Raw genomic sequence first — 21,577 nt, forward strand, 5'->3', positions numbered from 1 at the left:
AGATGAAAGGCGCCGCAGCAGTGCGGCGCCTTTTTCAATTCTGGAGGGCATCATGGGTATTATCGGCACTATTCTAATCGGCCTGATCGTGGGTTTGATTGCCCGTTTCCTCAAGCCTGGCGACGACAGCATGGGCTGGATCATGACCATCCTGCTGGGTATCGGTGGCTCCATCGCCGCGACCTATGGTGGCCAGGCCCTGGGCATCTACCAGGCAGGTGAAGGCGCTGGTTTCATCGGCGCGGTGGTTGGTGCGATCATCCTGCTGGTGATCTACGGCATGATCACCAAGAAGCGCTAAACCGGTAGCCTGACGCATCGACGCCTGGCTGCTCCCTGTTGGCCATTACCACCGCGAGTCCCGTCGATGCGTTACCTGTTGTTGGTCCTGCTGCTGCTGAGCGGCTTCGCCCGCGCCGAACTCCCCGAAACCGACTGGCTGGAGCTGATGCCCGAAGAGGATCAGCGCGCCCTTGAGCGGATGCCGGAAATCGTTCACAACGGCCCTGAGGGCGCCGGCACCTTCGACAGCAAGGGCGGTTTGAAACAGCAGGAAAAAGGCCTGCCCGCCGTCATGTATTCGGCCAAGACCGTGCCGGCCATGAACGGCAGGAAGATCCGCCTCGGGGGCTATCCGGTGCCGCTGGAAACCGACAACGCCGGGCGCAGCACGCTGTTCTTTCTGGTGCCTTACCCAGGCGCCTGCATCCACGTCCCGCCACCGCCGCCCAACCAACTGGTGCTGGTGCGCTACCCCAAGGGCATCGCCCTCAACGATATCTACGAGCCGCTATGGGTCAATGGCACGCTGAAGATCGAAGCGGTCAGCAATGACCTGGCGGACGCCGCCTATGCGCTGGATGCCAACAGTGCGCGGATGGTCGAGGAAAGCGACCTGTGATGTGAAAACGGCGCCTTGAGGGCGCCGTTTTTCTTTTCGGCTCAGGAGCGTATGACCAGGTGCATGGCCTGACGGGCCATATCGACGACCGCCCTGGCGAGCAGATCGAGTACCCAGCGCAGGAAGAACGTGGTCACTTCAATGGTCGCGGGCACTGCACGGCCCAGGAACTTGAAGATTTTCACGATCAGGGCGCGGACGGAATCGCTGATGTCTTTGCAGATCTGGGCACCTTGCACCAGGATCCCGGCAATCTGATCCAGCACCGTGACGCCGATGGTGATCGCGCTGCCGATGACGATATTGGCGGCCTTCTTGAGCAGGTACTGCATGGCCTTGGAGATCATCCACAACGTTGCCGCGGAAAACAGGGTCGGACCGTAGCTGGCGCTTTCCAGCCAGATATCGATTTCCCGATCCAGAGGCGGCTCCGGATTGCGGTAGAGCCCCCTCCAGCTGGCATCGCCAATCGATGGCAGGTAGGAGGTCATGCGGTGAGCGTCAGGGCTGATCTGCGCGCCCTTCCAGGGGATCATGCAGACATTGCCGGTAACCGGCACATGGCTGAACGGGAAGATCGGCACCATGCTCACCGGATCGGCGCTGTGGTAGACCCGGTGGATGTTGCTGGCGCCGAGCTTGCCGCTCAGGTGGCGTGCGAAGCCAGCCACCCCGGTGCGTGGTGAACCAAAGGTATAGAGCTTGATGCCGGCTACACCGAGTTCGCTCAGGTGATCGGCCGCCAGCGTGGCGAGGGCGCCGCCCAGGCTATGGCCAACGCAGTGCACGGTGCTGGGGTTGCGGCCGCGCATGAAGTTATCGATATCGCCACGCAGCGATTTGAACGTTTCGTTGAAGCCTGCGTGAACCGGCCAGGTGCTCGGCCCACGTTGCAGGCCGGCGTTCGCATCGGTCAGAGCGTCGGCAATGCTGTCGGTGCCGCGAAATGCCAGCAGCATCTCCCCTTGGCGGCCGCCCACGCCCTGCACGGCGTAGGCGAATCCGGTACGCGTACGGAAAATCGCGCCGCTGGTTCCACTGGCCATTTGCAGATTGGAAAAGTCGAACGAGTTGCTCAGCCCGAGACGGGCGGCTTCATCCGCTATACCTCCCATCGGTGACACGGCGGCGTCTTTGACCGTGTAGACGTGAGTGGCGATTTGCGCGGATTGTTTGGGGCTCAGGGGGTTCACAGCCGAATCCTTCTGGTCTGGTGAGAGAGGGCGCTATTGGATAACGCAGATACCAAAGGTCTCTGTTTCAGGGTACGCGACGGGCTCGCTATTGAGCTCACAGATGAACTTCAATGGCCGATTCTTTACTTCGCCCAGGTTGTCGTAGTTGTGCTTGGTGAAGACCCAGCCTTTGTGGTCCTTGCCTTGGTAACGAAGCGTCAGACGCTGGCCGATCACCGGTTCATGGGGCATGAAGCCGGCGGTCAGTGACTTGGCCGTCACGGCCGGAAAATGGAAGCGACCCTGTGCATCGCTTTTCACCGAGTTCTTGCGGTGCTCGTTCTTCCAGTGCCAGTGATACTCCTGCTCGATCTCCACGCCTTGCGCGGGCTTGCCATCGAGCAACACGGTGCCCTCGACCTCGGAGAACAGATAAAGCGTCTTGGAAAAAGCCATGGCGTAACCCTGTGTGAGTAGTCCGATAAGCAGCAATGTGCAGCAGGAAAGTGTTTTGCGGTTCAAGGTCGTTCCCTCGCCGAGTGGCTGAGCGTTCCGGGACGTGCCGCAGGTTGATTGCTGCGGCGGAGCGAAATCAGCGGCGCTATGCGCAGACTGACGGAGTGGTCGTGCTTGTCAGCAGGCGGTTTCTTCGAGCGGGATTTCTGCCCATGGCTGGCGCTGCAGTATAGCGACGAGGCCAGCTGGGATTTCTTGAGCATGTTCGCACTCTCCTTGTGTCGTTGATCGCCTGGGCTCAGCAGCCCAGCAATCGCTTTTGCCGGCGTGCCGGCGCATCCGTTGCAAACAGCATGCTGGTCGGCTGGTAGCGCGCCAGCAAGCTGGCCGCTGCACGTCTCTGCCGCTGTGTACCGCTGCGCAGCACGGCCATGCACTGTCTCTCGCTGAACGGCTGGCCCAGCAGATACCCGGTGCCTGGCTGCAAGCTGTGCTGCTGGCCTTGCCACCATTGCTCCACCTGCTGCGGATCGGGCCAGGGCAGATCGATGTCCGGATCCATGGCGACGTTGGCGTCGGACGGATCATCGGTAGGGCCTTCGTCGTAGTCGGGATAGACGTCTAATTCCAGGTCGAGTTCCGCGAGGTCGGCGCCGGTGATCAGGCTGAAGGCTTCACCCGCCGCGCGGGCTGTGGGCAGTTCGTGCATCTGCCGGATCAGCCAGGGAACGGTCTGCGGGTCGCCGAGCAGGCCGATGGCCTGGATCGCCATATGGCGGTGCGCCGCGCTCTGCATCAGGCCGCGCAGCCAGGCGATGCTGGCCTCCCGGGGTTGCCAGGCAAGCAGTACCTCGAGCGCGGGCCGGCGCCGTTCACCCGGCTGTTCGGCGAACAGGCGCAGGTTGCCGAGCGCTTCCTGATCACCCATCTGGGCGCTGGCCCAGTTGCTCCAGAAACGTACGTCGTCGTCGCCATGCAGGCGGTGCTGACGCAGCGGTTGCAGCAGGTCGCGACGCCGCAGGGTGCCAGCCAGCCGGGCCGCGGCAGCCAGTACGCTGGCATCACCGTGGCCAAGGGCCGAGAGCAGCGCCGGGCCGGGATCCCTGCCGTGCAGGGTAAGGATAGCCAGGGCGATCCGGCGGCGCTGCGCGTCCGTGGCATGCAGGTCGGCCTCGACCCGTACCGAGACCTCGTGCCACTCCAGCCAACCCAGTGCGGCGACAAGAAACGGCTCGCCCTCGGGGTTGGTATGCAGATGCTGGTAAAGCGTTTCCAAGGCGCTGTCGTTGCTCAGCCGCAGTGCCAACGCAGCCGTAGCGAATACTTCGCCCTGGGCGTATGGGTTCAGTTGCTCCAGCAACAGGTGAAGCCCCTTGAGGCCGGCGATCTGCAGGCCATCGAGATGGGCCTCGATCCGCTCGTCCAGGTCGCCGAGATGGGCCAGGTCATAATGCGGCGCGCCGACGGCGTAGCTGCGCAGGCCGGCGAGGAAGGCGGCTTCTTCGGTGTGCTGGTCGAGGATGGTGGCGATCATTACTCGACTCGGGCCCACGAAGTACCGTCGAAGGCCAGGATGTCATTTTCCCCGATGGACCAGAGCAGCCCATCTGCACTACTCAAGCTGTGGCAACTATTGGGGATCAAATCACCGAAGTCGACCAGTTCGAGCTGGTCTCCGTTGAGCCAGTACAGTGCGTGGAGTGTAGAGATATAAAGCTTGCCCGCGAACCACTCGAGATCCCATAGATCCGAATCGGTTGCCTCATGATCGATGGTTTCCCATTGATCGTTTTTACCCTTCAAAAGAATGCCATGCATGCCGCAGGCATAAACCCAGCCATCGTCGGCACAGCACACCCGAGTGAGGTTTATGTTGGTAGGGCTGGCGCAGTTCTTCCAGGTTTTACCGTCGAAATGCCAGATTTCGCCATACCAGCCGACGGCGTAGATATCTTGCTCGCTGTAGCCATGAATGGATTCGAAGCCGAAAACCATGTCCTTGGCTGGCTGGTCAGGCATGTCGCCGTGTAGGACGATCCAATTGCCCGGGCTTTCGCGCTTGAATACCTGACGATCCATGCCACAGACATAGGCGAACCCGCCGATATTGCGTATCTCTCGCATGATACTGAGCGTTACGCCCGGACAGGCTATCTGCTCATCGTAATCGTCGTTGTTGCCCATCACGCGAATATTGCCGTGCTCGCCTAGCGCCATGGCTTGGTCTTTTGGGGTTTGAGTAACGCAGATCGAATGAGCGTTCCAGCGGCCTATCTCATACATGCCCCATCCGCCATTGTCCCAGGCATAAAAAGAGGTATGTGGTAAGCCGTCTGACGCGAGATCAGGGTCAATGCACAAGACATAAGCGAGGTCGCCGTAGCGCACAGCCCCGCTGCGGTAACGGTAACCAACATCCTTGAACATCATCGTGTGATACTCCCTGGGTTATCTATTGATCGTTTGCCCTTGTCGTATTGCTGCCAAGCTTTCTCGGCAACCTTGCTTTCGGTTCTACCACTGGGTGACGAGGGTATTTTCGTGTCTGGTTTCACGCCCACTTCTGGGCTGGAGTGGTAGGCATTGAGTTGTGACTCCAGGCACTTCTGATCGCACCCGCCCTGAAAGACCATATTCACTGACGCGGCCCCGCATTCGGTGGCCTGGCGCAAGGTCCATGTACCGTCAGGAGCCAGTTTCTTTGCCCTGACGCCTTGGTAGGTATGCATCAAACCGTGGGTCGCGGTCGTATTGTCAGGGCCTTCCGCGCATACGCAGGGTGCTCGATCAAGGTCATATTTCGAGTTCTTGAACTGTGCCCGCAAGGAGCCACCTTCTTTGCGGGTACCTGGCTCAAGGAACGCCGAAGCCTCTATGAGGTGGTGGCCCGTTTGGCCAGGGCAACAGCCCGGCTGGCGGGTTTTGCCGCGGCCTTTGGGTTTGTAGGGCGTTAGCATGCAGCGCCGAGCCTGCAGGCATTTGTTGGCTCGATTCTTACTAGCGAGTTGCTCGTAGGCGCTCTTGAGCGATGCATTGGCCTGGGTTCTGGCCGCAGAGCCCTTGGCGGTAAGCGCCCGCGCTTTTTGGGCTTTCACCAGTTCCGTGGTAGGCGGGCATGGGTCCCCATCCCCATGAGGGGTGTATTCCTTACAGGCATCCTTCTCTTTCTTGATGTCTTCCTTGCATGGCCCTTCACCCTTGCTTACCGCCATCTGATCCAGATACGGCCAGGTCGGTGTATTCCCTGGAAACGACCCATGGTTATGGGTCGTCAAATCCATATGCCGCACCACGTTCTTGCCTTCGAACTTGACGTCCATCGACCAGGAGGTGAAGTACACCTTGCCCTTGATCTTGCCCGTGATGATGCCTTTCTTCGGCGCGCGGCCGGGTTCGTCGCCGTAGCTGGTCTTGTAGTAGCTCTTGTTCTTGAGCATCACTTCCTTGCGGGTGATGCGGATGGTGCGGGTGCCCTTGGTGGTGTCCTTGGACAGCCCGGTGTTGGGGTACGGGATCGGAATGCCCAGGGGCATGGGCGGCGTCTGCGGTGGGGTGAAGCAGACGTCGGGAAAGGCGGCGATGGACTTGCCGCTGGCCGCCTTGCAGGAAATCTCCCGGTTGTTGGCATAGACCTCGTTGGCCATCAGGCGGCTCCTACCCGTTGATAACGTAGCAACGCCACGGCGCGTTCGCCGGCGTCGTTGCCCAGTTTATAGACGATGTTCGGGCCCAGGCTGTAGCCCTTGCGCGATGCGGCCAGAGCCACCGCCAGCATGGCCGGGCCGATGGCGGCGCCGCATTCGCCGATGCAGTCGGCGGGGTGCCAGATGTCGAACTCTTCCTTGACCACCCGCAGCGTGCGGCTCAGTGCCAGGGCGGCTTCCTTGAAGTAGTACTGCTCGCCGGAATTGTCGGTCAGGCGGTAGTCCATCTGCTCCATACGGCAGTTGCCATCCTTGAGCGCCTCCTGGGTGGCCTGCACCAGGCCGTCGGCGCGCAGCGGCATGTCGTCGGCTTCCACGGTGGCCTTCTCGACGCCAAAGCCCAGCCCGAAGCAGATCAGCTGTTCGGCATCCTGGCGCACCGGCGCACCGACGACCACCGCCGCTGCGCCTTCGCCCGGAATGAAACCGTTGGAGTGGCGGCTGGTCAGCAGCCGCTGGCGCTGTTCGAAGGCGGACAGGGTGGCGGCGTTGAGAAAGGAGTCGACCCCGGCGATCAGCACGTGGCGATGGCCGCCTTCGTGGATCAGCCGGCGCGCATTGAGCAACGCCACCCCGGCACTGACCCGACCCCGCGGGATCAGCGTGGAGGCGTCATGAAAGCGCACGCCCAGCTCGCGCTCGATATCGCGCAGCAGGCTGTTGTCCAGGCCGTCGCAACGCCCTGGGCGCTCCAGTTCAGCAACGCCGAGCAGCAGCGGCGTGGCGGCGCAATCGATGCCCGGCACGGCCGCCAGGCTTTCGGCGATGGCACGGGCCGCCATCTTCATCAGCTTGGCTCGGCCGCGCCACGGCTCTTCCAGCGGCACGCTGGCTGCCACCTGCCACTCGCCGCCGCCATCGATGAAGCGGGTTTCCTGGAAATTGTCGAGGGCGCAGCGGATTGCCGCGCAACTGGCCGGCGCGCTCAGGCCCACGGCGCTGAGCATGCCGCTGGAGAGGATGCTGAGGGCGCTCATGACAGGTCATCCTCAGTCGAGCGGCTGCGGCTCAGGGCGGCCAGCGACGGGTAGTAGTCCTTGCCCAGTTCGCGGGCGCGCCACCAGCCCCGGGACTTCTCACCCACCAGCACCTGGGCGATCTCGAACAGGCTGCGCTTGAGCGGGCGGCGCGTGCGCCAGGTGATTTCCACCTGGTTGGCGTCGGTGTCGATCAGCAGGGTGTCGATCACCGCCAGCGCCGTTTCATGGCCGCCGGCGCTGAGAAAATAGGTCACCGGCATGGGCATGCTGGGCACCCGGAAGCCGGCGCGCTCGGTGGGCAGCAGGCCGAGCAGGAAGACCTCTTCGCCACCTTTGAGGTGGTCGGTCTGCTGATCGGCCGGGGCCGCCTGGAAGTAGCGCTCGTCGAAGTCCCGGGGCAGGAAGGGAAACTGTTCGTCCTGCCAGGCCTGATCGTAGGTGCCGGCGAAGCCGACGCGCGCCTGCCAGTGCTTGCCCAGCGGGCCCAGGGCCATGGGTTCGAAATCACCATGGGGTGCATCCACGGGCTGGCCGAGCTTTTCGGTGCTGGGCATCGGCATGCCGACCACGGTACCGCCGCTCAGGCTGCGCGGGTACCAGCCCTGGCCGGCCGGGTTGCGCAGGTTGCACAGCAGCTGCTCGGGGTTGCCCGGCGCCGGGTGGCTGCCGCCGAAGGCGCTGGCGTAGGAAATATCCTGGCGCACGAAGGGCTGTGGCGCGCCGGCGCTGGTACCCAGGGCGCCGGGCTGCCAGTGGCGTGGGCCGAACACGCTGAACGCCTTGCTGACCCGGCCGACGCGGATGCCCACGGTCAACTGGCTGACCGGACGCCCGCCCGGTGCGTGGGCGCTACCACTGACCAGCACGTCGCAGTAAGGCTTGAACGGCGCGAAGTCGAACTCGCGCAGTGGCGCCGAGAGTGCCGGGTCACCGACGAAGGTGTCGCTCATCAGCAGCGGCTGCTGCTCATCGAGCAGGCGCGCCACGCTGCCGTCCACCGGCAGGCTGAAGGTGCCCTTGACGATGACCACCAGGTATTCGCGGCCATCGGCGTCCAGGCCCTGGTTGTAGGCGGCCACCATCCGGGTGGCATTGAGCAGTTCCATGGGGCGGCTTCTTAGTTGATTTGCACCGAACCGCCCTTGATGCGGTTCACGCCGCTGGAGCGGCTGGACAGGTAGGCGCCCTTGACCAGCACCTTGCCTTCGCGAGTCAGGGTGATGCTGGCCTTGCCGCAGCGCAGCACGATCTCGCGCTCGGCGCTGAATTCCAGGCGTTCGCCGTCCATATGTGCCACGGCCGCTGGAGCAGTGACCGGCGCCTGTGGCAGGCGCTGGATGCGGCCGATCACCAGGGGCTGGCTCGGGTCGCCGCCGACGAACATCAGGGCCACCTGAGCGCCGATGTCCTCGCGGCTGAGGGCCGTGGTGGTGGTCGCGGCGATGCCGGTCTCCGACGGGCAGCCGGGGAAGGCCACCACCGGGCTTGCGGCCTGCGGCACATCGAGCAGTACGCCGATGACCACGCCGTCCAGGCGAGTGGCGGCGGGAGTGTGGTGCTGGACAGTCATGGGAGCTCCTGGCGGTGATCGCTGCCTAGTTCTGCAGGATTTTCTGGCCTTTCATCACGATGTTCTTGGCGGCCTTGACGTTGATCGCCCCGGAGCCGTCGATGCTGATGTTCTTGCCACGAATGGCGATGGTGCCGTCCTTCTTCATGGTGATGCTGGCGGCGCCGGTCTGCAGGGTGATCGAATCGCCGGCCTTGAGCACGAAGTGTTTGCCGACGTTGAGGGTGTCGTCCTTGCCGATACGGGTGTTGCGTTCGCCGCGCACGTAGCGCGACTCGCTGCCGCCGACGGCGGTGGTCTGGTTGGCGCCGATGAACACGCTCTCGTTGGCGGTGACCAGCTCGGTGCGATCGGCGCCGATGGTGATGCGCTCGTTGTTGCCCACGCTTTCGGTACGGTTGGCGCCGATGCTGATGGTTTCGTTGCTGCCCACGCTCTCGGTGCGGTTGGCGCCGATGCTGATGGTCTCGTTGCTGCCCACGCTCTCGGTACGGTTGGCACCAATGCGGATCGATTCGTTGCTGCCGACTTTCTCGGTGCGGTTCACGCCGATGGTGATGGACTCGTTGTTGCCGACCTGTTCGGTACGGTCGACGCCGATGGTGATGGTCTCGTTGTTGTCCACCGTCTCGGTGCGATCATGTTTGACGTGCACCCTCTCGTCGTTGTCAATGGTCTTGCTGCGGTCGTGGCCGACCCAGTGGGTCTCGTCGTTCTCGACCTCGATGTCCTGGTTCTTCTCGGCATGGATGAACAGTTGCTCTTCGCCCTTCTTGTCCTCCATGCGGATCTCGTTGAAGTTCGCCGGCGTGCCGCCCTTGCTCGAACGGCTCTTGGTGCCGCTCTGGGTGGCATTGGCGGGCAGGTCGTAGGGCACCGTCTGCTCGGCGTTGTAGACGCGACCGGTGATGATCGGCCGGTCGGGGTCGCCTTCCAGGAAGCTGACGATGACCTCCTGGCCAATACGCGGGATCTGGATAGAGCCCCAGTTCTTGCCGGCCCAGTTCTGCGACACGCGAATCCAGCAGGAGCTGTTCTCGTTGGACTGGTCGTGGCGGTCCCAGTAGAAGTGCACCTTCACGCGGCCGTACTGATCGGTCCAGATTTCCTCGCCCTTGGGGCCGACCACCATGGCCGTCTGCGGGCCCTGTACGATGGGCTGCACGGTCCGCGGCAGCGGGCGGAACACCTGGCTGGCATCGATGCAGGTCAGGCTACTGTCGAACTGGAAGCTCTCGCTGCCGCGGCCGCTCTCGTAGAGGTCCTGGGTGATGGTGTATTCGGCGTCGACGATCAGGTATTCGCGGTTCTGGTCGTCGCGCGGGTAATCGGTGAGGCTGAACAGGTGGCCGCTGCCCAGGCCGCGGGCATTGCCCTTGAGGCGGATCTGCTCGTACTGCGCCTGAATCGCCTCGATGCGATTGCGCGCGTACTGCTCGCCGTCCTTGCTCTGCACGTATTCGCCCGGGTAGTCGTACAGCGGATAGTCGGCGTTGGCGTGCTCGCGGGCGATGCTGGAGCGTACTTCCAGGCGCGCGCTGGGGCGCTGGAAGTCGTAATCGTTGAGCGCCAGGGAGCCAGGCTGCACTTCGTGGGCCAGGTGCCAGTCGTGAATGTGGTCGCGCTCGCGCATCTGGTCGTCGAGCGGGTAGAAGGGCACGCGCCCGTAACCGGGCGCCGTGCTGTGGGCGCCGTAGGCGTCGCAGAGCACCAGCACGTGGCGCTCCTGCTCGTGGCGAAAGTAGTAATAGATGCCTTCCTGCTCCATCAGCCGGCTGACGAAATCGAAGCTGGTCTCGCGGTACTGCACGCAGTAGTCCCACTCGCGGTAGGAGCGGGTGAGGGCGTCCTCGAAGTCGGAGAAACCCAGGTCGCGGAACACCTGCTTGACGATGTCCGGCACCGTCTTGCCCTGGAAGATGCGGCAATCGGAAGTGCGCGACAGCAACCACAGCCAGGGCTTGAGGGTGACCTGGTAGCTGGCGAACTGGCCACGGTGGGCGGTCTGGCTGCAGCGCGCGACGATGCCGTGGAAGTAGCGGTCGCTGCCGTCGGCCAATTGCACCGCCAGGCCCATGGGTTTGCCGAGCAGGGCATTGAGTTTCAGCGAGGAGTTTTCCGAGGCCAGGCTCAGCTCGTAGTGGAACAGGCGGCCCAGGGACTCGCTGCCGGCCAGGCGCTCCATCACCAGCGCATTGTCGCCGAGCGGGCTATTGACCTTGGCCATGCGCGACTGTTGTGTGATTGCCATGTGCGTATCCCTGCGATGCCATCCTGTGCCAAAGATAACCGGGAACAGGGTTACCTGCTGAGACGCCGTTTGGAATGTGCGCTCAAATAGGCGGGTCTGTCGAAAATCTCGATGGGCCGAGACGACCGTGGCGTGCCGCCAGGCTGCTCGGCGAAGCTGCCAAAGGTGGCGCAAGCCCTATGAGGTTGTCCAGTAATGGCAAGGCGCCACATCCCATCGCGCGGCTTGCGGGCGCTGGCGCCTGGCCCTAAGGTGCGCCTTTCGCACCTGGCGCCCTGTCGATGAATCTGGACTGCTTTGCCCCCTACGCCGAGCTTGCCGGTGAGCTGCTCTCGCGTTGCGCACCGTCGAGCGACGACGGCGCCCATGACCTGTCGCACCTGCGGCGGGTATGGGTCAACGCTCGGCAGCTACAGCGTGAGGAGGGCGGCGACCTCGAGCTGTTGCTGGCGGCCGTGCTGCTGCATGATTGCGTGGCGGTGGAAAAGGATTCGCCCCTGCGTTCCAGCGCTTCGCGGCTGTCCGCCGCTCATGCCGGCGAGGTGCTCGCTGGCCTCGGTTGGCAGGCTGAACGTATCGCCACCGTGTGCCACGCCATCGAGGCGCACAGTTTTTCCGCCGCCATCACGCCGACCAGCCTGGAGGCGCGCATCCTGCAGGACGCCGACCGCCTGGATGCCATCGGCCTGATCGGCGTGGCGCGCTGTTTTCATGTGTCCGGGCGGCTGGGCAGCGCGCTCTACGACGCCGAGGATATCGATGCCCGGCAGCGCCCGCTGGATGATCAGCGCTTCGCCCTGGATCATTTCCACACCAAGCTGCTGGGTCTGGCGTCTGGCTTTCAGACTGCGGCTGGCGCGCGTCTGGCGCGGCAGCGGCATGGGCGAATGGTCGCCTTCCTCGACGCCTTTCGCGACGAAACCCAGTCCTTCGAGCAGTAGAGAACCCCATGCACCATGACGTAATCGTGATCGGCCTGGGCGCCATGGGCGCCGCCACCCTCTATCAGCTGGCCAGGCGCGGTGTGCGCGTGGTCGGCGTGGACCGTTACGCGCCGCCCCATGACCAGGGCTCCAGCCATGGCGACACGCGCATCACCCGCCAGGCGGTGGGCGAGGGCGCCGCCTATGTGCCGCTGGCGCTCAACTCCCAGCGTATCTGGCGTGAACTGGAGGCGCAGAGCGGCGAAGCGCTGTTCGAGGCCTGCGGCATGCTGATGCTCAGTAGCAGCCAGGAGCCGACCCGCGGCCATGGCACGGCGGACTTTGGCGGCGAAACGGCGGCCCTGGCCGCGCACTTTGGCATCCAGCACAGCCTGTTGGATGCCGCCGCCATCCGCCAGCGTTTCCCGCAGTTCGGCGGCTTTGGCGACCAGGCCACCGGCTATTACGAGCCGGGCGCCGGTTACGTACGCCCCGAGCGGGCCATCGAGGTCCAGCTGAGGCTGGCCGAGGCGCGGGGCGCGGTCTTGCACACCGACACGCCGGTCGAGGCTATCGAGTCGGATGCCGGAGGTGTTCGGGTGCGCACGGGCAGCGGCACGCTCACGGCGGACAAGGCCATCGTCTGCGCCGGCATGTGGACGGGCAAGCTGCTCGGTGCGTCGCTCGACGGTTTGCTCAAGGTCTGTCGCCAGCAACTGGTGTGGTTCGAACTCGACGAACCCGGGCGCTTTGCCGCCGACTCGCCGGTGTACATCCTGCTGCACGGCGCGGCCGATACCGACAGCTGCTACGGTTTCCCGCCGCTGCCGGGCGAGAACGCGATCAAGATCGCCACCGAGCAATATCTTGAAGGCTGTGATCCGGATGCCGTGGACCGCCACGTAAGCCAGGCCGATATCGACGCCCTGTACGACGCCCATGTGGCCGGCCGGCTGCTCGGCGTTTCCCGGCGGGTACTGAAGTCCAAGGTGTGCACCTACACCATCACCCCGGACTTCAACTTCATCATCGACGCCCATCCGCAGATGGCCAACGTGACCCTGGTGTCGGCCTGCTCGGGGCATGGCTTCAAGCATTCCGCCGGCATCGGCGAAGCGCTGGCCATGCACCACTGCAATGAGACCGGCGCGGCTGGCCTGTCGGCGTTTTCGCTGGCGCGCTTCAGATCGTAGCCTGCTCGGGAGCTACTGACGAATAGGCGGAAGCAAGGCAAGAGCGGACATTGAGCTTCAAGCCGCAAGCCTCAAGCTGCAAGAAGAAGCTGGAGCAATGCGGACTGCTTTTAACTTGTAGCTTGGGGCTTGCAGCTTGCGGCTGCTCCCGCCACTTTGCGGCCACCGCTGCCCATGTGTCGGCTAAAGATCATTGGCATTCAGCCAGGCCGTAGGGTGGATCGGGGCGCGTAGCCGACGCTCTTTTCATCCACCATGGCGATTGCAGAGGTGGACGGATGAAGCGCCGTCCACCCTACAGGAGCGGCGTCAGTCATTCAGCCAGCGATACATCACATGGCAATCCACCAGGCTCAGGGTGCGGTGGCGATACGCCTTGGGCAGGGTGCCGACGATGGTGAAGCCATGCTTCTGCCACAGCGCCACGGCGACCGTGTTGCTGGCCACCACGGAGTTGAACTGCATGGCCTTGAAGCCCAGTTCCCGGGCAACCTGCAGCGAGTGCTGGCACAGCGCGCTTGCCACGCCCTTGCCGCGAGCCGCGGGAGAGGTCATGTAGCCGCAGTTGCACACGTGATCGCCCGGCCCTGCGGCGTTGGCCTTGATGTAATAGGTGCCGAGGATCTGCCCGTCTTCTTCGGCCACGAAGGTGGCGCGGGGCAGCTCGACCCAGGTTTTCCAGGCCGTCTCGCGGTCCATGGCCGGATCATAGGCGTAGGTTTCCTGGCCCTGGACAACATCGCGGATGATGGGCCAGACCTGATCGAAATCGGTTTCGCTGATGGGGCGGATATTCACTGGGTTTCCGGATTGATCACGCCTTGAACATGCGTGGGTCGTAGGTGAAGTCGTAGGTGTCGACGACGCGGATACGGCTGACGGCGGGGTGCGACGGGTTAACCACCAGGTTGCGCTCCAGCGGCAGCACCGCTGACGGCACGATCAGGCCGAGGTGGCTGACCGCGCGTAGCCAGGCGCTGCCGAACTCCATGCTCGGGCGATCCACCGGCAGCGCGTTCCAGCCTGCAGGCAGCTCGCCGGCAGCAGGCTCCCAGTAGAGATCTTCGTCTTCCGGCAGCTCGAAACAGGTGATCTTCATCGGCATCGCCGGCGGGCCTTCGGCGTGGACAAAGGTTTCCAGGCAGCAGATGCCAGGGCTGAGGCCCATGTATACGGCAGCGATGTCCTGCTCGTTCCAGCGTCCGCCTTCGATGGCGGCGCCTCGCCCGGACAGGTCGGTCGCCCGCTTGGCCTTGGCCACGCGCCAGGCACGCATCAGGCCGCGCCACCCCAGTCGAGGGCGTTGAGCACCCGGCGTACCTGCTTGGCGCCAATCTCCGTTTCGCAGAGCATGACCGGCGCCTGGCCGCCAAGCGAGCGATTGCCGCGGGACATCCACTCGGCGGCCGCCTGGCGGCTCTCGAACACCTCTTCGGCCAGCTGGCAGACCATGGCGATCCGATCCAGGCGCTCCGAGGCCACCGGGTCGAGTACCTTGCGCTCGCGGCGGCGGCGTTCGAGGGTCGAGATCGACGCGTTGAGGAGAATTTCCAGGCTGCGCTCGGGCAGGGTGAAGGTCGCCTTTACGGCTTGCACCAGGTCGGCGGCGAAGCCGTCGCGAATCTGCTGCAGGCGCTCGGCTTCACTGAGCTTTTCCCGGCCGGCGCTGAACTCCCAGAAGGCGGCGACCACGGGCGAGTGGTCGTCCTTGCCCTGTTTGGCCTGACGCATTGCGGTAACGGTCATGCTGCCTCCTTCATTTGAATGAAAATAAACGTCAAATGAAGGCTACTCCTTTTCACTCGTGCTTGCACGTCCGATTGGCGGATGGTGGCTAGCGGTCGTAGCCCTCGGCAATGTGCTGATCCTTGAGCTTCACGTAGTTGCCGGCGGTGTAGCTGAAGAAGTTGCGTTCCTTGTCGGTCAGCGGTCGCGCCTGCTTCGCCGGGCTGCCGACGTACAGGAAGCCGCTCTCCAGCACCTTGCCCGGCGGCACCAGGCTGCCGGCGCCGATGATCACGTCGTCCTCGACCACCGCGCCGTCCATCACCGTGCTGCCCATGCCGACCAGGATGCGGCTGCCCAGGGTGCAGCCGTGCAGCATCACCTTGTGGCCGATGGTCACTTCGTCGCCGATGATCAGCGGAAAACCGTCCGGGTTGAACGGCCCGGCGTGGGTGATGTGCAGCACGCTGCCGTCCTGCACGCTGGTGCGCTTGCCGATGCGGATGCGGTGCATGTCGCCGCGAATCACCGTCAGCGGCCACACCGAACTGTCCTCGCCGATCTGCACGTCGCCGATGACCACCGCCGAGCTGTCGACGAACACTCGATCACCGAGCGTCGGCTTGGTGCCCTTATAAGTACGAATCGCCACGATAGAACCTCTTCAGCTGCGCTGGGGGTTGATTGTAATTAAGATGACCGCCATATCACTGGTCAGTGTTCTTAATTCATTCCACCACAGGTACCCGACGTGAGTGCGAACAATCCCCTGCTGCAAGATTTCGACCTGCCGCCGTATTCGACCATTCTGCCCGAGCATGTAAAGCCGGCGGTGGATGTCATTCTCGCCGAGAGCCGCAGCGTGGTGGCCAAGGTGTTGGCCAGCCAGGGCGATGCACCGCGCTGGGAAACCCTGATCGACGCGCTCGACGAGCAGGGCGCCAAGCTGGGCGGCGCCTGGAGCCCGGTCAGCCACCTCAACGCCGTGCGCAACAACCCCGAGCTGCGCGCCGCCTACGAGGCCTGCCTGCCGAAACTGTCGCAATACTGGACGGAAATGGGCCAGAACCGCGCCCTGTTCCAGGCCTACGAGGCGCTGGCCGCCAGCCCCGAAGCGGCCAAATTCGACGTTGCGCAAAAGACCATTCTCGAACAGGCCCTGCGTGACTTCCGCCTGTCCGGTATCGACCTGCCGCCCGAGCAGCAGAAGCGCTACGGCGAGATCCAGATGAAGCTGTCCGAGCTGGGCAGCCGCTTCTCCAACCAGTTGCTGGATGCCACCCAAGCGTGGACCAAGCACATCGAGGACGAAAGCCTGTTGGCCGGCATCACCGAGTCGGCCAAGGCGCAGATGCAGCAGGCCGCCGAAGCCAAGAACCTGTCGGGCTGGCTGATCACCCTGGAATTCCCCAGCTACTACGCGGTGATGACCTATGCGGACAATCGCGCGCTGCGCGAAGAGCTGTACGCCGCCTACTGCACCCGCGCCTCGGACCAGGGGCCGAATGCCGGGCAGCACGACAACGGCCCGGTGATGGCCGAGATTCTCGAGCTGCGCCAGGAGCTGGCGCGCCTGCTCGGTTTCGGCAACTACGCCGAGCTCAGCCTGGCCAGCAAGATGGCCGAGTCCAGCGAGCAGGTGCTGAGCTTCCTGCGCGACCTGGCGGTGCGCAGCAAACCGTTCGCCGAGCAGGACCTGAGCGAGCTGCGCGCCTTTGCCGCCGAGCAGGGCTGTAGCGACCTGCAAAGCTGGGACCTGGGCTACTACAGCGAGAAGCTGCGCGAGCAGCGCTACAGCATTTCCCAGGAGATCCTGCGTGCCCACTTTCCGATCGACAAGGTGCTGAGCGGCCTGTTCGCCATCGTCGAGAAGCTCTACGGCATCCAGATCAAGGAACTGCACGACTTCGATACCTGGCACCCGGACGTGCGCCTGTTCGAGATCACCGAGAATGGCGGGCACGTCGGGCGCTTCTTCTTCGACCTCTACGCCCGCGCCAACAAGCGCGGCGGTGCCTGGATGGATGGCGCCCGCGACAAGCGCCGCGCGCTGAGTGGCGAGCTGGTCAGCCCGGTCGCCAACCTGGTGTGCAACTTCACGCCTGCTTCGGCGGGCAAGCCGGCGCTGCTGACCCATGACGAGGTCACCACGCTGTTCCACGAATTCGGCCATGGCCTGCACCACCTGCTGACCCGCGTCGAGCATGTCGGTGTGTCCGGCATCAACGGCGTGGCCTGGGACGCCGTGGAGCTGCCGAGCCAGTTCATGGAGAACTGGTGCTGGGAGCCCGAGGGCCTGGCGCTGATCTCCGGCCATTACCAGACCGGCGAGCCGCTGCCCCAGGACCTGCTCGACAAGATGCTCGCCGCCAAGAACTTCCAGTCCGGCCTGATGATGGTGCGCCAGCTGGAGTTCTCGCTGTTCGACTTCGAGCTGCACGTCACCCACGGTGACGGCCGCAGCGTGCTGGAAGTGCTCGAGGGCATCCGCGACGAGGTCTCGGTGCTGCGTCCGCCGGCCTACAACCGCTTCCCCAACAGCTTCGCGCACATCTTCGCCGGCGGTTACGCGGCCGGTTACTACAGCTACAAGTGGGCCGAAGTGCTTTCCGCCGACGCCTTCTCGAAGTTCGAAGAGGAGGGCGTGCTCAACCCGCAGACCGGCCGCGCCTTCCGCGAGGCGATCCTGGCGCGTGGTGGTTCCCAGGCGCCAATGGTGCTGTTCGTCGATTTCCGCGGCCGTGAGCCGAGCATCGACGCGCTGCTGCGCCATCTGGGCCTGAGTGCGGAGGCGGCATGAGCGAGGCCCCTGTGGAAGTCACGCCCAAGCGTTTCATCGCCGGTGCCGTGTGCCCGGCGTGCAGCGAGATGGACAGCATCAAGATGTGGAACGTCGACGGCGTGCCGCACCGTGAATGCGTGCAGTGCGGTTATGCCGACACCCTGGACGAGCGCGGTAACTCGGTGGCCAGAGAGCTGCCGACCCGCGTCAACGTCAGCGCCCTGACGCCGAAGAAACCGGCCGATCCCAAGGTCAAGGCCGTGCAGTTCTTCCCCAATCCGAAGCTGAAGAAAAGCGACGACTGAACGCGTCGCACCCATGAAAAACGCCGCTTCAATTGGAGCGGCGTTTTTCATTTCAGGCGGCGTGATCAGGTACGCAGTATTTCGTTGATCGCGCTGGGCTTGGGGCGCAGAGCGCTGAACACCTGCCAGAGCACGAATACCAGGGCCAAGCCCAGGAAAGTGCCGGCGATGGGGTTGGTGAAGAACGCCGTGAAGTTGCCATCGGACAGCATCAGGCCACGGCGCAGGTCGGTTTCCGCCATCGGCCCGAGGATGAATCCGATGATGAACGGCGCCGCCGGCATGCCCGCCTTGACGAAGCCATAGCCGAGCAGGCCGAACAGCAGGATCGACCAGACATCGAACAGGCGGCTGGACAGACCGAAGGCGCCGACTACGCACAGCACCAGGATGATCGGCAGCAGGATGTGCTTGGGCACGTCGAGCAGCTTGATGAACAGGCGCAGGCCGTAGAACTCCATGAACAGCATCATCACCGTGGCGACGATCAGCGCGGCGAAGATGGTGTACACCAGCGGACCCTGGCTGATGAACAGCAGCGGGCCGGGCTGGATGCCGTGGATCAGGAAGCCGCCGAGCATGATCGCGGTGACGGTGTCGCCGGGAATGCCCAGGGTCATCAGCGGCATCATGGCGCCACCGATACCGGCGTTGTTGGCCGTCTCACTGGCCACCACGCCGCCGATGTTGCCCTTGCCGTAGGTGTCTCCGTCCTTGGCGCGCTTCTTGGCAATGATGTAGGACACCAGATTGGAAGTGCCCGCACCGATGCCCGGGAGGATGCCGATACCCAGACCGATAAGGCCGGAACGGCCGGCGTTGGGCAGCTGCTCGCGGAATTCCTTGAGCGAGAAGCCGAAGCCCTTGATGTTCTTCATGCTCACCGACTTGGCCTTGCCCTGTACGGCATGGCGGCCAGTTTCGGCGAGCTTGATGATCTCGGCGACGGCGAACATGCCGATCATCACGGTCAGCATCGAGAAGCCGCCGTTAAGCTCGCTGAAGCCGAAGGTGAAGCGGCGAACGGCTTCTACCGGGGCAATGCCCACGGTGGACACGGCGATGCCCAGGGCGCCGGCGAACAGCCCCTTGACCATGGAGCCGGCCGACAGGGTGGCGATCAGGGTCAGGGAGAACACGGCGATGGCGAAGTATTCATGGGGCCCGAAGCTCAGAGCCACCTTGGCCAGCTGCGGAGCGATGAACATCAGCGCGGCGATGCTGAAGATGGTGCCCAGGAACGAGAACACGATGCCGACGCCCAGCGCCTTGACGCCGTGGCCCTGCTCCATCAGCGGGCCGCCATCGAACACCGTGGCGATCGAAGAGGGCGTTCCGGGAATCTTCAAAAGAATCGCCGAGATCAGGCCGCCGGACGTGGCGCCGATGAACAGCGCTACCAGCAGTGACAAGCCTGCTTGCGGGCCCATGGTGAAGGTCAGCGGCAGGCACAGCGCCACGGCCATGGTGGCGGACAGACCCGGCACGGCGCCGAATACGATGCCCATGGCCACGCCAACGGCCATCAGCATCATGATGTTCAATGAGAAGACGGCACCGAAGCCTTGCTGCAGTAAGTCGAGCATGGTCGATCCTCAGATGAAATTGTTCAGCGGGCCGGCGGGCAGCATCAGGTCGAAGGCCTCGCGGAACAGCAGGAAGATGACGGCCGAGCAGATCACCGCAGTCAGCAGGTAGGCCACATGCCGGGGTTTCTGCGTGACGGGCGTCAGCACCAGGAACTGCAGGTACAGGTAGACCACCGTCATGATCGGAAAACCGACCGGGCCGAGCAGCGCCATATAGCCGAGGATCAGGCCCAGGGTCAGCACGACGGTTTTCGGTTCGATGACATCTGCTGGCACTTCGTCCTTGGGCACCTCGGGCAAGTCGCTGGCGGTGGTCACCGGGACTTTGCCGGCGGGCGCCTTGTTCGGCAGTGCACTGAGCAGTTGGAACACGCCCAGCAGGGTCAGGAAACCGGCCAGCAGCACAGGGAGGGTGCCGGCATCGATGCCATCATGCCCGGGGAGTCGATAGGCCATCACCATGTAGGCGAGGCTGACACCGATCATGATGACGCCGATGATCAGCTCTTTCTTTTTCGCGGTGGTGCTCATGTGAAACCTCGAAGAACGAATACACGGCGCCGGCCCGCTCATCGAGCCGGCGCTGCGTCATGACTCACTTGGCCTGGCGCAGTTGATCCTTGAACTGCATGAAGTCTTCGCGGGTCTTGGCCAGAATCTGCTTGGCCTCATCGGTGCCGTAGAACGCGACAGGCTGCTTGAATTTCTTCAGGTCCTCGGCGTACTCGGGTTTCTCGGAGATCTGCTTCATGATGTCGGACATTTTCTTGATGATCGCCGGGTCGGTGCCGTTCGGGAAGGCGACCACGTAAGGCTTGTCCATGGTGATATCCAGGCCTTGCTCTTTCAGGGTCGGTACGTCGCCCAGCAGCTCGTTACGCTCGGCGTTCGGCTGGCCGAGAGCAACCATCTGGCCGCCGTTGACGTAGTCCTGTACCGAGCCGTAGGTGATGGCGCCCAGGTCGAGACGGCCGCCCAGCATGCCCACCACGCGGTCGGATACGGTGCCGCCGTCGACCATCTTCAGCTTGGCGCCGGTGAGTTTTTCCAGCATCAGGCCCTGCAGGTGGGAGAAGCTGCCCATCTCGGTGCCATAGGTGATGGTGCCCGGCTTGGCTTTGGCCTTCTCGACCAGGTCCTGCATGCTGGTCACGCCCGATTGCTTGGAGGCGACGAACACGGTGCTCTTGTCGACGCCGGCGATGCACGCCACGTCGAAGGTCTCGTAGCTGTCTTCGGTCAGGCCGGCCACTTCGTTGACGATCAGCTGGCCCGGGTGGGTGAACAGGATGGTATTACCGTCAGCCGCGGCGCCTTTGACCTGCTCAGCGGCCAGGGTGCCACCGCCACCGGCGACGTTGGTCACCACCATGCTCTTGCCGGTGATCTCGTTGAAGTACTTGGCCATCATGCGGGCGTTGAAGTCAGTGTCTCCGCCCGGGTTGGCGATCACCACGACCTGCACGGGGCGGGTCGGCCATTTGACGTCATCGGCGATGGCCGCTGACTGGGCACCGATGGCACCCATGCCGACGACGGCAGAAAGAAGAGAGGCGCGGAATATTTTTTTCATTGGAAGCTCCGTGGTGGTGTGGTGCCGTCAGTTCATGACGGTAAATCAGGAACGGCGCATTGCTGCCGTGCCGCAAGACGCGAGAGGAAAAGGCGTGATTCAGGTGCGGCAGCGCGGCGATGGCAGAAACCGTCGCGACCGACAGATGGGCAGGCAGGAGAGGCGTGATCAGGCACAGGCATGGGCGCTTGACCGGGGCAAGGCGAGCAGGGGTGTCAGGGTACCCGGGTAGGCAATTGTGGTCGTGGACATGACCGTTAGCCTCTCTTGTTATAGGTTGTCGTATGACTTGACGAATTAGTATCAAGCTCGCTCGACACTGTCAACGAACCCTTGCTCTTGATGCGGTTTTGAGACACGTACCAAAACACCGTGAGGCTCCCTAGAAGTGGCGGTATGTGGAGGAGGGATGATCTTTCAAATCGTTGTACGATAACGTATAACAAGAAT

General features: G+C 63.6%; 22 protein-coding genes. 6 read left to right on the forward strand and 16 right to left on the reverse strand.

All coding sequences use genetic code 11. The features are described from left to right. Positions 1–52 precede the first annotated feature (52 nt). Both SA190iCDA_RS03120 and SA190iCDA_RS03125 read left to right on the forward strand, forming a co-directional pair. Positions 53–301 carry a GlsB/YeaQ/YmgE family stress response membrane protein gene (locus SA190iCDA_RS03120; protein WP_070884944.1) on the forward strand — a complete coding sequence of 83 codons (249 nt, stop codon included), beginning with the start codon at positions 53–55 and terminating at the stop codon, positions 299–301. Positions 302–367: 66 nt separating this feature from the next. After that, positions 368–901: a DUF3299 domain-containing protein gene (locus tag SA190iCDA_RS03125; protein WP_070884945.1), complete on the forward strand. Its 534-nt coding sequence runs from the start codon at positions 368–370 to the stop codon at positions 899–901. A 41-nt stretch (positions 902–942) separates the two neighbouring features. Here the strand turns inward: SA190iCDA_RS03125 and SA190iCDA_RS03130 are convergent, their stop codons facing one another. The 9 genes from SA190iCDA_RS03130 to SA190iCDA_RS03170 form a co-directional block, all read right to left on the reverse strand. Continuing rightward, positions 943–2,094, reverse strand: coding sequence for a lipase family protein (locus tag SA190iCDA_RS03130; protein WP_070884946.1), 1,152 nt, complete (start codon positions 2,092–2,094; stop codon positions 943–945). Positions 2,095–2,127: 33 nt separating this feature from the next. Then, positions 2,128–2,532, reverse strand: a complete 405-nt coding sequence (locus SA190iCDA_RS03135; protein WP_236100988.1) for a DUF4198 domain-containing protein — start codon at positions 2,530–2,532, stop codon at positions 2,128–2,130. Between the two features lie 298 nt (positions 2,533–2,830). Further along, complete coding sequence (locus SA190iCDA_RS03140) at positions 2,831–4,066, reverse strand: TIGR02270 family protein (protein ID WP_070884948.1); 1,236 nt, start codon at positions 4,064–4,066, stop codon at positions 2,831–2,833. After that, on the reverse strand, positions 4,066–4,962 hold the full coding sequence (locus SA190iCDA_RS03145; protein WP_083329740.1) for a hypothetical protein: 897 nt from the start codon (positions 4,960–4,962) through the stop codon (positions 4,066–4,068). The genes SA190iCDA_RS03140 and SA190iCDA_RS03145 overlap by 1 nt, the downstream gene beginning before the upstream one ends. Then, entirely contained in the window at positions 4,959–6,176 is a 1,218-nt protein-coding gene (locus SA190iCDA_RS03150) for a PAAR-like domain-containing protein (protein WP_070884949.1), read from the reverse strand. The genes SA190iCDA_RS03145 and SA190iCDA_RS03150 overlap by 4 nt, the downstream gene beginning before the upstream one ends. Further along, on the reverse strand, positions 6,176–7,213 hold the full coding sequence (locus SA190iCDA_RS03155) for a 3-oxoacyl-ACP synthase (protein ID WP_070884950.1): 1,038 nt from the start codon (positions 7,211–7,213) through the stop codon (positions 6,176–6,178). The genes SA190iCDA_RS03150 and SA190iCDA_RS03155 overlap by 1 nt, the downstream gene beginning before the upstream one ends. Continuing rightward, a complete protein-coding gene (locus SA190iCDA_RS03160; RefSeq protein ID WP_070884951.1) occupies positions 7,210–8,322 on the reverse strand; it encodes a DUF2169 family type VI secretion system accessory protein in 1,113 nt (370 codons plus the stop codon). Before SA190iCDA_RS03160 ends, SA190iCDA_RS03155 begins: the two co-directional genes overlap by 4 nt. 11 nt (positions 8,323–8,333) lie before the next feature. Continuing rightward, a complete protein-coding gene (locus SA190iCDA_RS03165; protein WP_070884952.1) occupies positions 8,334–8,786 on the reverse strand; it encodes a DUF6484 domain-containing protein in 453 nt (150 codons plus the stop codon). Positions 8,787–8,811: 25 nt separating this feature from the next. Beyond that, the gene (locus SA190iCDA_RS03170) at positions 8,812–11,037 is read right to left on the reverse strand and encodes a type VI secretion system Vgr family protein (RefSeq protein WP_070884953.1); all 2,226 of its coding nucleotides are present in this window, start codon (positions 11,035–11,037) and stop codon (positions 8,812–8,814) included. A gap of 281 nt (positions 11,038–11,318) precedes the next feature. Between SA190iCDA_RS03170 and SA190iCDA_RS03175 the strand changes: the two genes are divergently transcribed. Both SA190iCDA_RS03175 and solA read left to right on the forward strand, forming a co-directional pair. Continuing rightward, positions 11,319–11,978, forward strand: a complete 660-nt coding sequence (locus SA190iCDA_RS03175; RefSeq protein WP_070884954.1) for an HD domain-containing protein — start codon at positions 11,319–11,321, stop codon at positions 11,976–11,978. Positions 11,979–11,986: 8 nt separating this feature from the next. After that, positions 11,987–13,153, forward strand: coding sequence for an N-methyl-L-tryptophan oxidase (gene solA / locus SA190iCDA_RS03180; RefSeq protein ID WP_070884955.1), 1,167 nt, complete (start codon positions 11,987–11,989; stop codon positions 13,151–13,153). A gap of 309 nt (positions 13,154–13,462) precedes the next feature. On the opposite strand, the gene SA190iCDA_RS03185 is transcribed toward solA, so the two are convergent. The 4 genes from SA190iCDA_RS03185 to SA190iCDA_RS03200 all read right to left on the reverse strand — a co-directional run bounded on the left by SA190iCDA_RS03185 (position 13,463) and on the right by SA190iCDA_RS03200 (position 15,530). Next, entirely contained in the window at positions 13,463–13,951 is a 489-nt protein-coding gene (locus tag SA190iCDA_RS03185) for a GNAT family N-acetyltransferase (RefSeq protein WP_070884956.1), read from the reverse strand. Positions 13,952–13,967: 16 nt separating this feature from the next. Beyond that, positions 13,968–14,429: an RES family NAD+ phosphorylase gene (locus tag SA190iCDA_RS03190; protein ID WP_070884957.1), complete on the reverse strand. Its 462-nt coding sequence runs from the start codon at positions 14,427–14,429 to the stop codon at positions 13,968–13,970. Further along, entirely contained in the window at positions 14,429–14,899 is a 471-nt protein-coding gene (locus SA190iCDA_RS03195) for an antitoxin Xre/MbcA/ParS toxin-binding domain-containing protein (RefSeq protein ID WP_070884958.1), read from the reverse strand. Before SA190iCDA_RS03195 ends, SA190iCDA_RS03190 begins: the two co-directional genes overlap by 1 nt. 88 nt (positions 14,900–14,987) lie before the next feature. Beyond that, positions 14,988–15,530, reverse strand: coding sequence for a gamma carbonic anhydrase family protein (locus SA190iCDA_RS03200; RefSeq protein WP_070884959.1), 543 nt, complete (start codon positions 15,528–15,530; stop codon positions 14,988–14,990). Positions 15,531–15,629: 99 nt separating this feature from the next. Here SA190iCDA_RS03200 and prlC point away from each other — a divergent pair, with 99 nt between their 5' ends. Together prlC and SA190iCDA_RS03210 are read left to right on the forward strand one after the other, a co-directional pair. Continuing rightward, positions 15,630–17,678 carry an oligopeptidase A gene (gene prlC / locus SA190iCDA_RS03205; protein ID WP_070884960.1) on the forward strand — a complete coding sequence of 683 codons (2,049 nt, stop codon included), beginning with the start codon at positions 15,630–15,632 and terminating at the stop codon, positions 17,676–17,678. Next, the gene (locus SA190iCDA_RS03210) at positions 17,675–17,965 is read left to right on the forward strand and encodes a YheV family putative zinc ribbon protein (RefSeq protein WP_070884961.1); all 291 of its coding nucleotides are present in this window, start codon (positions 17,675–17,677) and stop codon (positions 17,963–17,965) included. The genes prlC and SA190iCDA_RS03210 overlap by 4 nt, the downstream gene beginning before the upstream one ends. 65 nt (positions 17,966–18,030) lie before the next feature. Here the strand turns inward: SA190iCDA_RS03210 and SA190iCDA_RS03215 are convergent, their stop codons facing one another. The 3 genes from SA190iCDA_RS03215 to SA190iCDA_RS03225 form a co-directional block, all read right to left on the reverse strand. Further along, entirely contained in the window at positions 18,031–19,551 is a 1,521-nt protein-coding gene (locus tag SA190iCDA_RS03215; protein ID WP_070884962.1) for a tripartite tricarboxylate transporter permease, read from the reverse strand. Positions 19,552–19,560: 9 nt separating this feature from the next. Next, a complete protein-coding gene (locus SA190iCDA_RS03220) occupies positions 19,561–20,085 on the reverse strand; it encodes a tripartite tricarboxylate transporter TctB family protein (protein ID WP_070884963.1) in 525 nt (174 codons plus the stop codon). A 64-nt stretch (positions 20,086–20,149) separates the two neighbouring features. Next, a complete protein-coding gene (locus tag SA190iCDA_RS03225; RefSeq protein ID WP_070884964.1) occupies positions 20,150–21,127 on the reverse strand; it encodes a tripartite tricarboxylate transporter substrate binding protein in 978 nt (325 codons plus the stop codon). Positions 21,128–21,577 lie beyond the last annotated feature (450 nt).

This window comes from Pseudomonas argentinensis, assembly GCF_001839655.2.
Lineage (GTDB): Bacteria > Pseudomonadota > Gammaproteobacteria > Pseudomonadales > Pseudomonadaceae > Aquipseudomonas > Aquipseudomonas argentinensis_B.

What these genes read in the sequence shown, in the direction of transcription:
- SA190iCDA_RS03120 (WP_070884944.1), top strand. Translation starts at nt 53, where the DNA reads ATGGGTATTATCGGCACTATTCTAATCGGCCTGATCGTGGGTTTGATT.
- SA190iCDA_RS03125 (WP_070884945.1), top strand. Translation starts at nt 368, where the DNA reads ATGCGTTACCTGTTGTTGGTCCTGCTGCTGCTGAGCGGCTTCGCCCGC.
- SA190iCDA_RS03135 (WP_236100988.1), bottom strand. Translation starts at nt 2,532, where the DNA reads ATGGCTTTTTCCAAGACGCTTTATCTGTTCTCCGAGGTCGAGGGCACC.
- SA190iCDA_RS03140 (WP_070884948.1), bottom strand. Translation starts at nt 4,066, where the DNA reads ATGATCGCCACCATCCTCGACCAGCACACCGAAGAAGCCGCCTTCCTC.
- SA190iCDA_RS03145 (WP_083329740.1), bottom strand. Translation starts at nt 4,962, where the DNA reads ATGATGTTCAAGGATGTTGGTTACCGTTACCGCAGCGGGGCTGTGCGC.
- SA190iCDA_RS03150 (WP_070884949.1), bottom strand. Translation starts at nt 6,176, where the DNA reads ATGGCCAACGAGGTCTATGCCAACAACCGGGAGATTTCCTGCAAGGCG.
- SA190iCDA_RS03155 (WP_070884950.1), bottom strand. Translation starts at nt 7,213, where the DNA reads ATGAGCGCCCTCAGCATCCTCTCCAGCGGCATGCTCAGCGCCGTGGGC.
- SA190iCDA_RS03160 (WP_070884951.1), bottom strand. Translation starts at nt 8,322, where the DNA reads ATGGAACTGCTCAATGCCACCCGGATGGTGGCCGCCTACAACCAGGGC.
- SA190iCDA_RS03165 (WP_070884952.1), bottom strand. Translation starts at nt 8,786, where the DNA reads ATGACTGTCCAGCACCACACTCCCGCCGCCACTCGCCTGGACGGCGTG.
- SA190iCDA_RS03170 (WP_070884953.1), bottom strand. Translation starts at nt 11,037, where the DNA reads ATGGCAATCACACAACAGTCGCGCATGGCCAAGGTCAATAGCCCGCTC.
- SA190iCDA_RS03175 (WP_070884954.1), top strand. Translation starts at nt 11,319, where the DNA reads ATGAATCTGGACTGCTTTGCCCCCTACGCCGAGCTTGCCGGTGAGCTG.
- solA (WP_070884955.1), top strand. Translation starts at nt 11,987, where the DNA reads ATGCACCATGACGTAATCGTGATCGGCCTGGGCGCCATGGGCGCCGCC.
- SA190iCDA_RS03190 (WP_070884957.1), bottom strand. Translation starts at nt 14,429, where the DNA reads ATGCGTGCCTGGCGCGTGGCCAAGGCCAAGCGGGCGACCGACCTGTCC.
- SA190iCDA_RS03195 (WP_070884958.1), bottom strand. Translation starts at nt 14,899, where the DNA reads ATGACCGTTACCGCAATGCGTCAGGCCAAACAGGGCAAGGACGACCAC.
- SA190iCDA_RS03210 (WP_070884961.1), top strand. Translation starts at nt 17,675, where the DNA reads ATGAGCGAGGCCCCTGTGGAAGTCACGCCCAAGCGTTTCATCGCCGGT.
- SA190iCDA_RS03215 (WP_070884962.1), bottom strand. Translation starts at nt 19,551, where the DNA reads ATGCTCGACTTACTGCAGCAAGGCTTCGGTGCCGTCTTCTCATTGAAC.
- SA190iCDA_RS03220 (WP_070884963.1), bottom strand. Translation starts at nt 20,085, where the DNA reads ATGAGCACCACCGCGAAAAAGAAAGAGCTGATCATCGGCGTCATCATG.
- SA190iCDA_RS03225 (WP_070884964.1), bottom strand. Translation starts at nt 21,127, where the DNA reads ATGAAAAAAATATTCCGCGCCTCTCTTCTTTCTGCCGTCGTCGGCATG.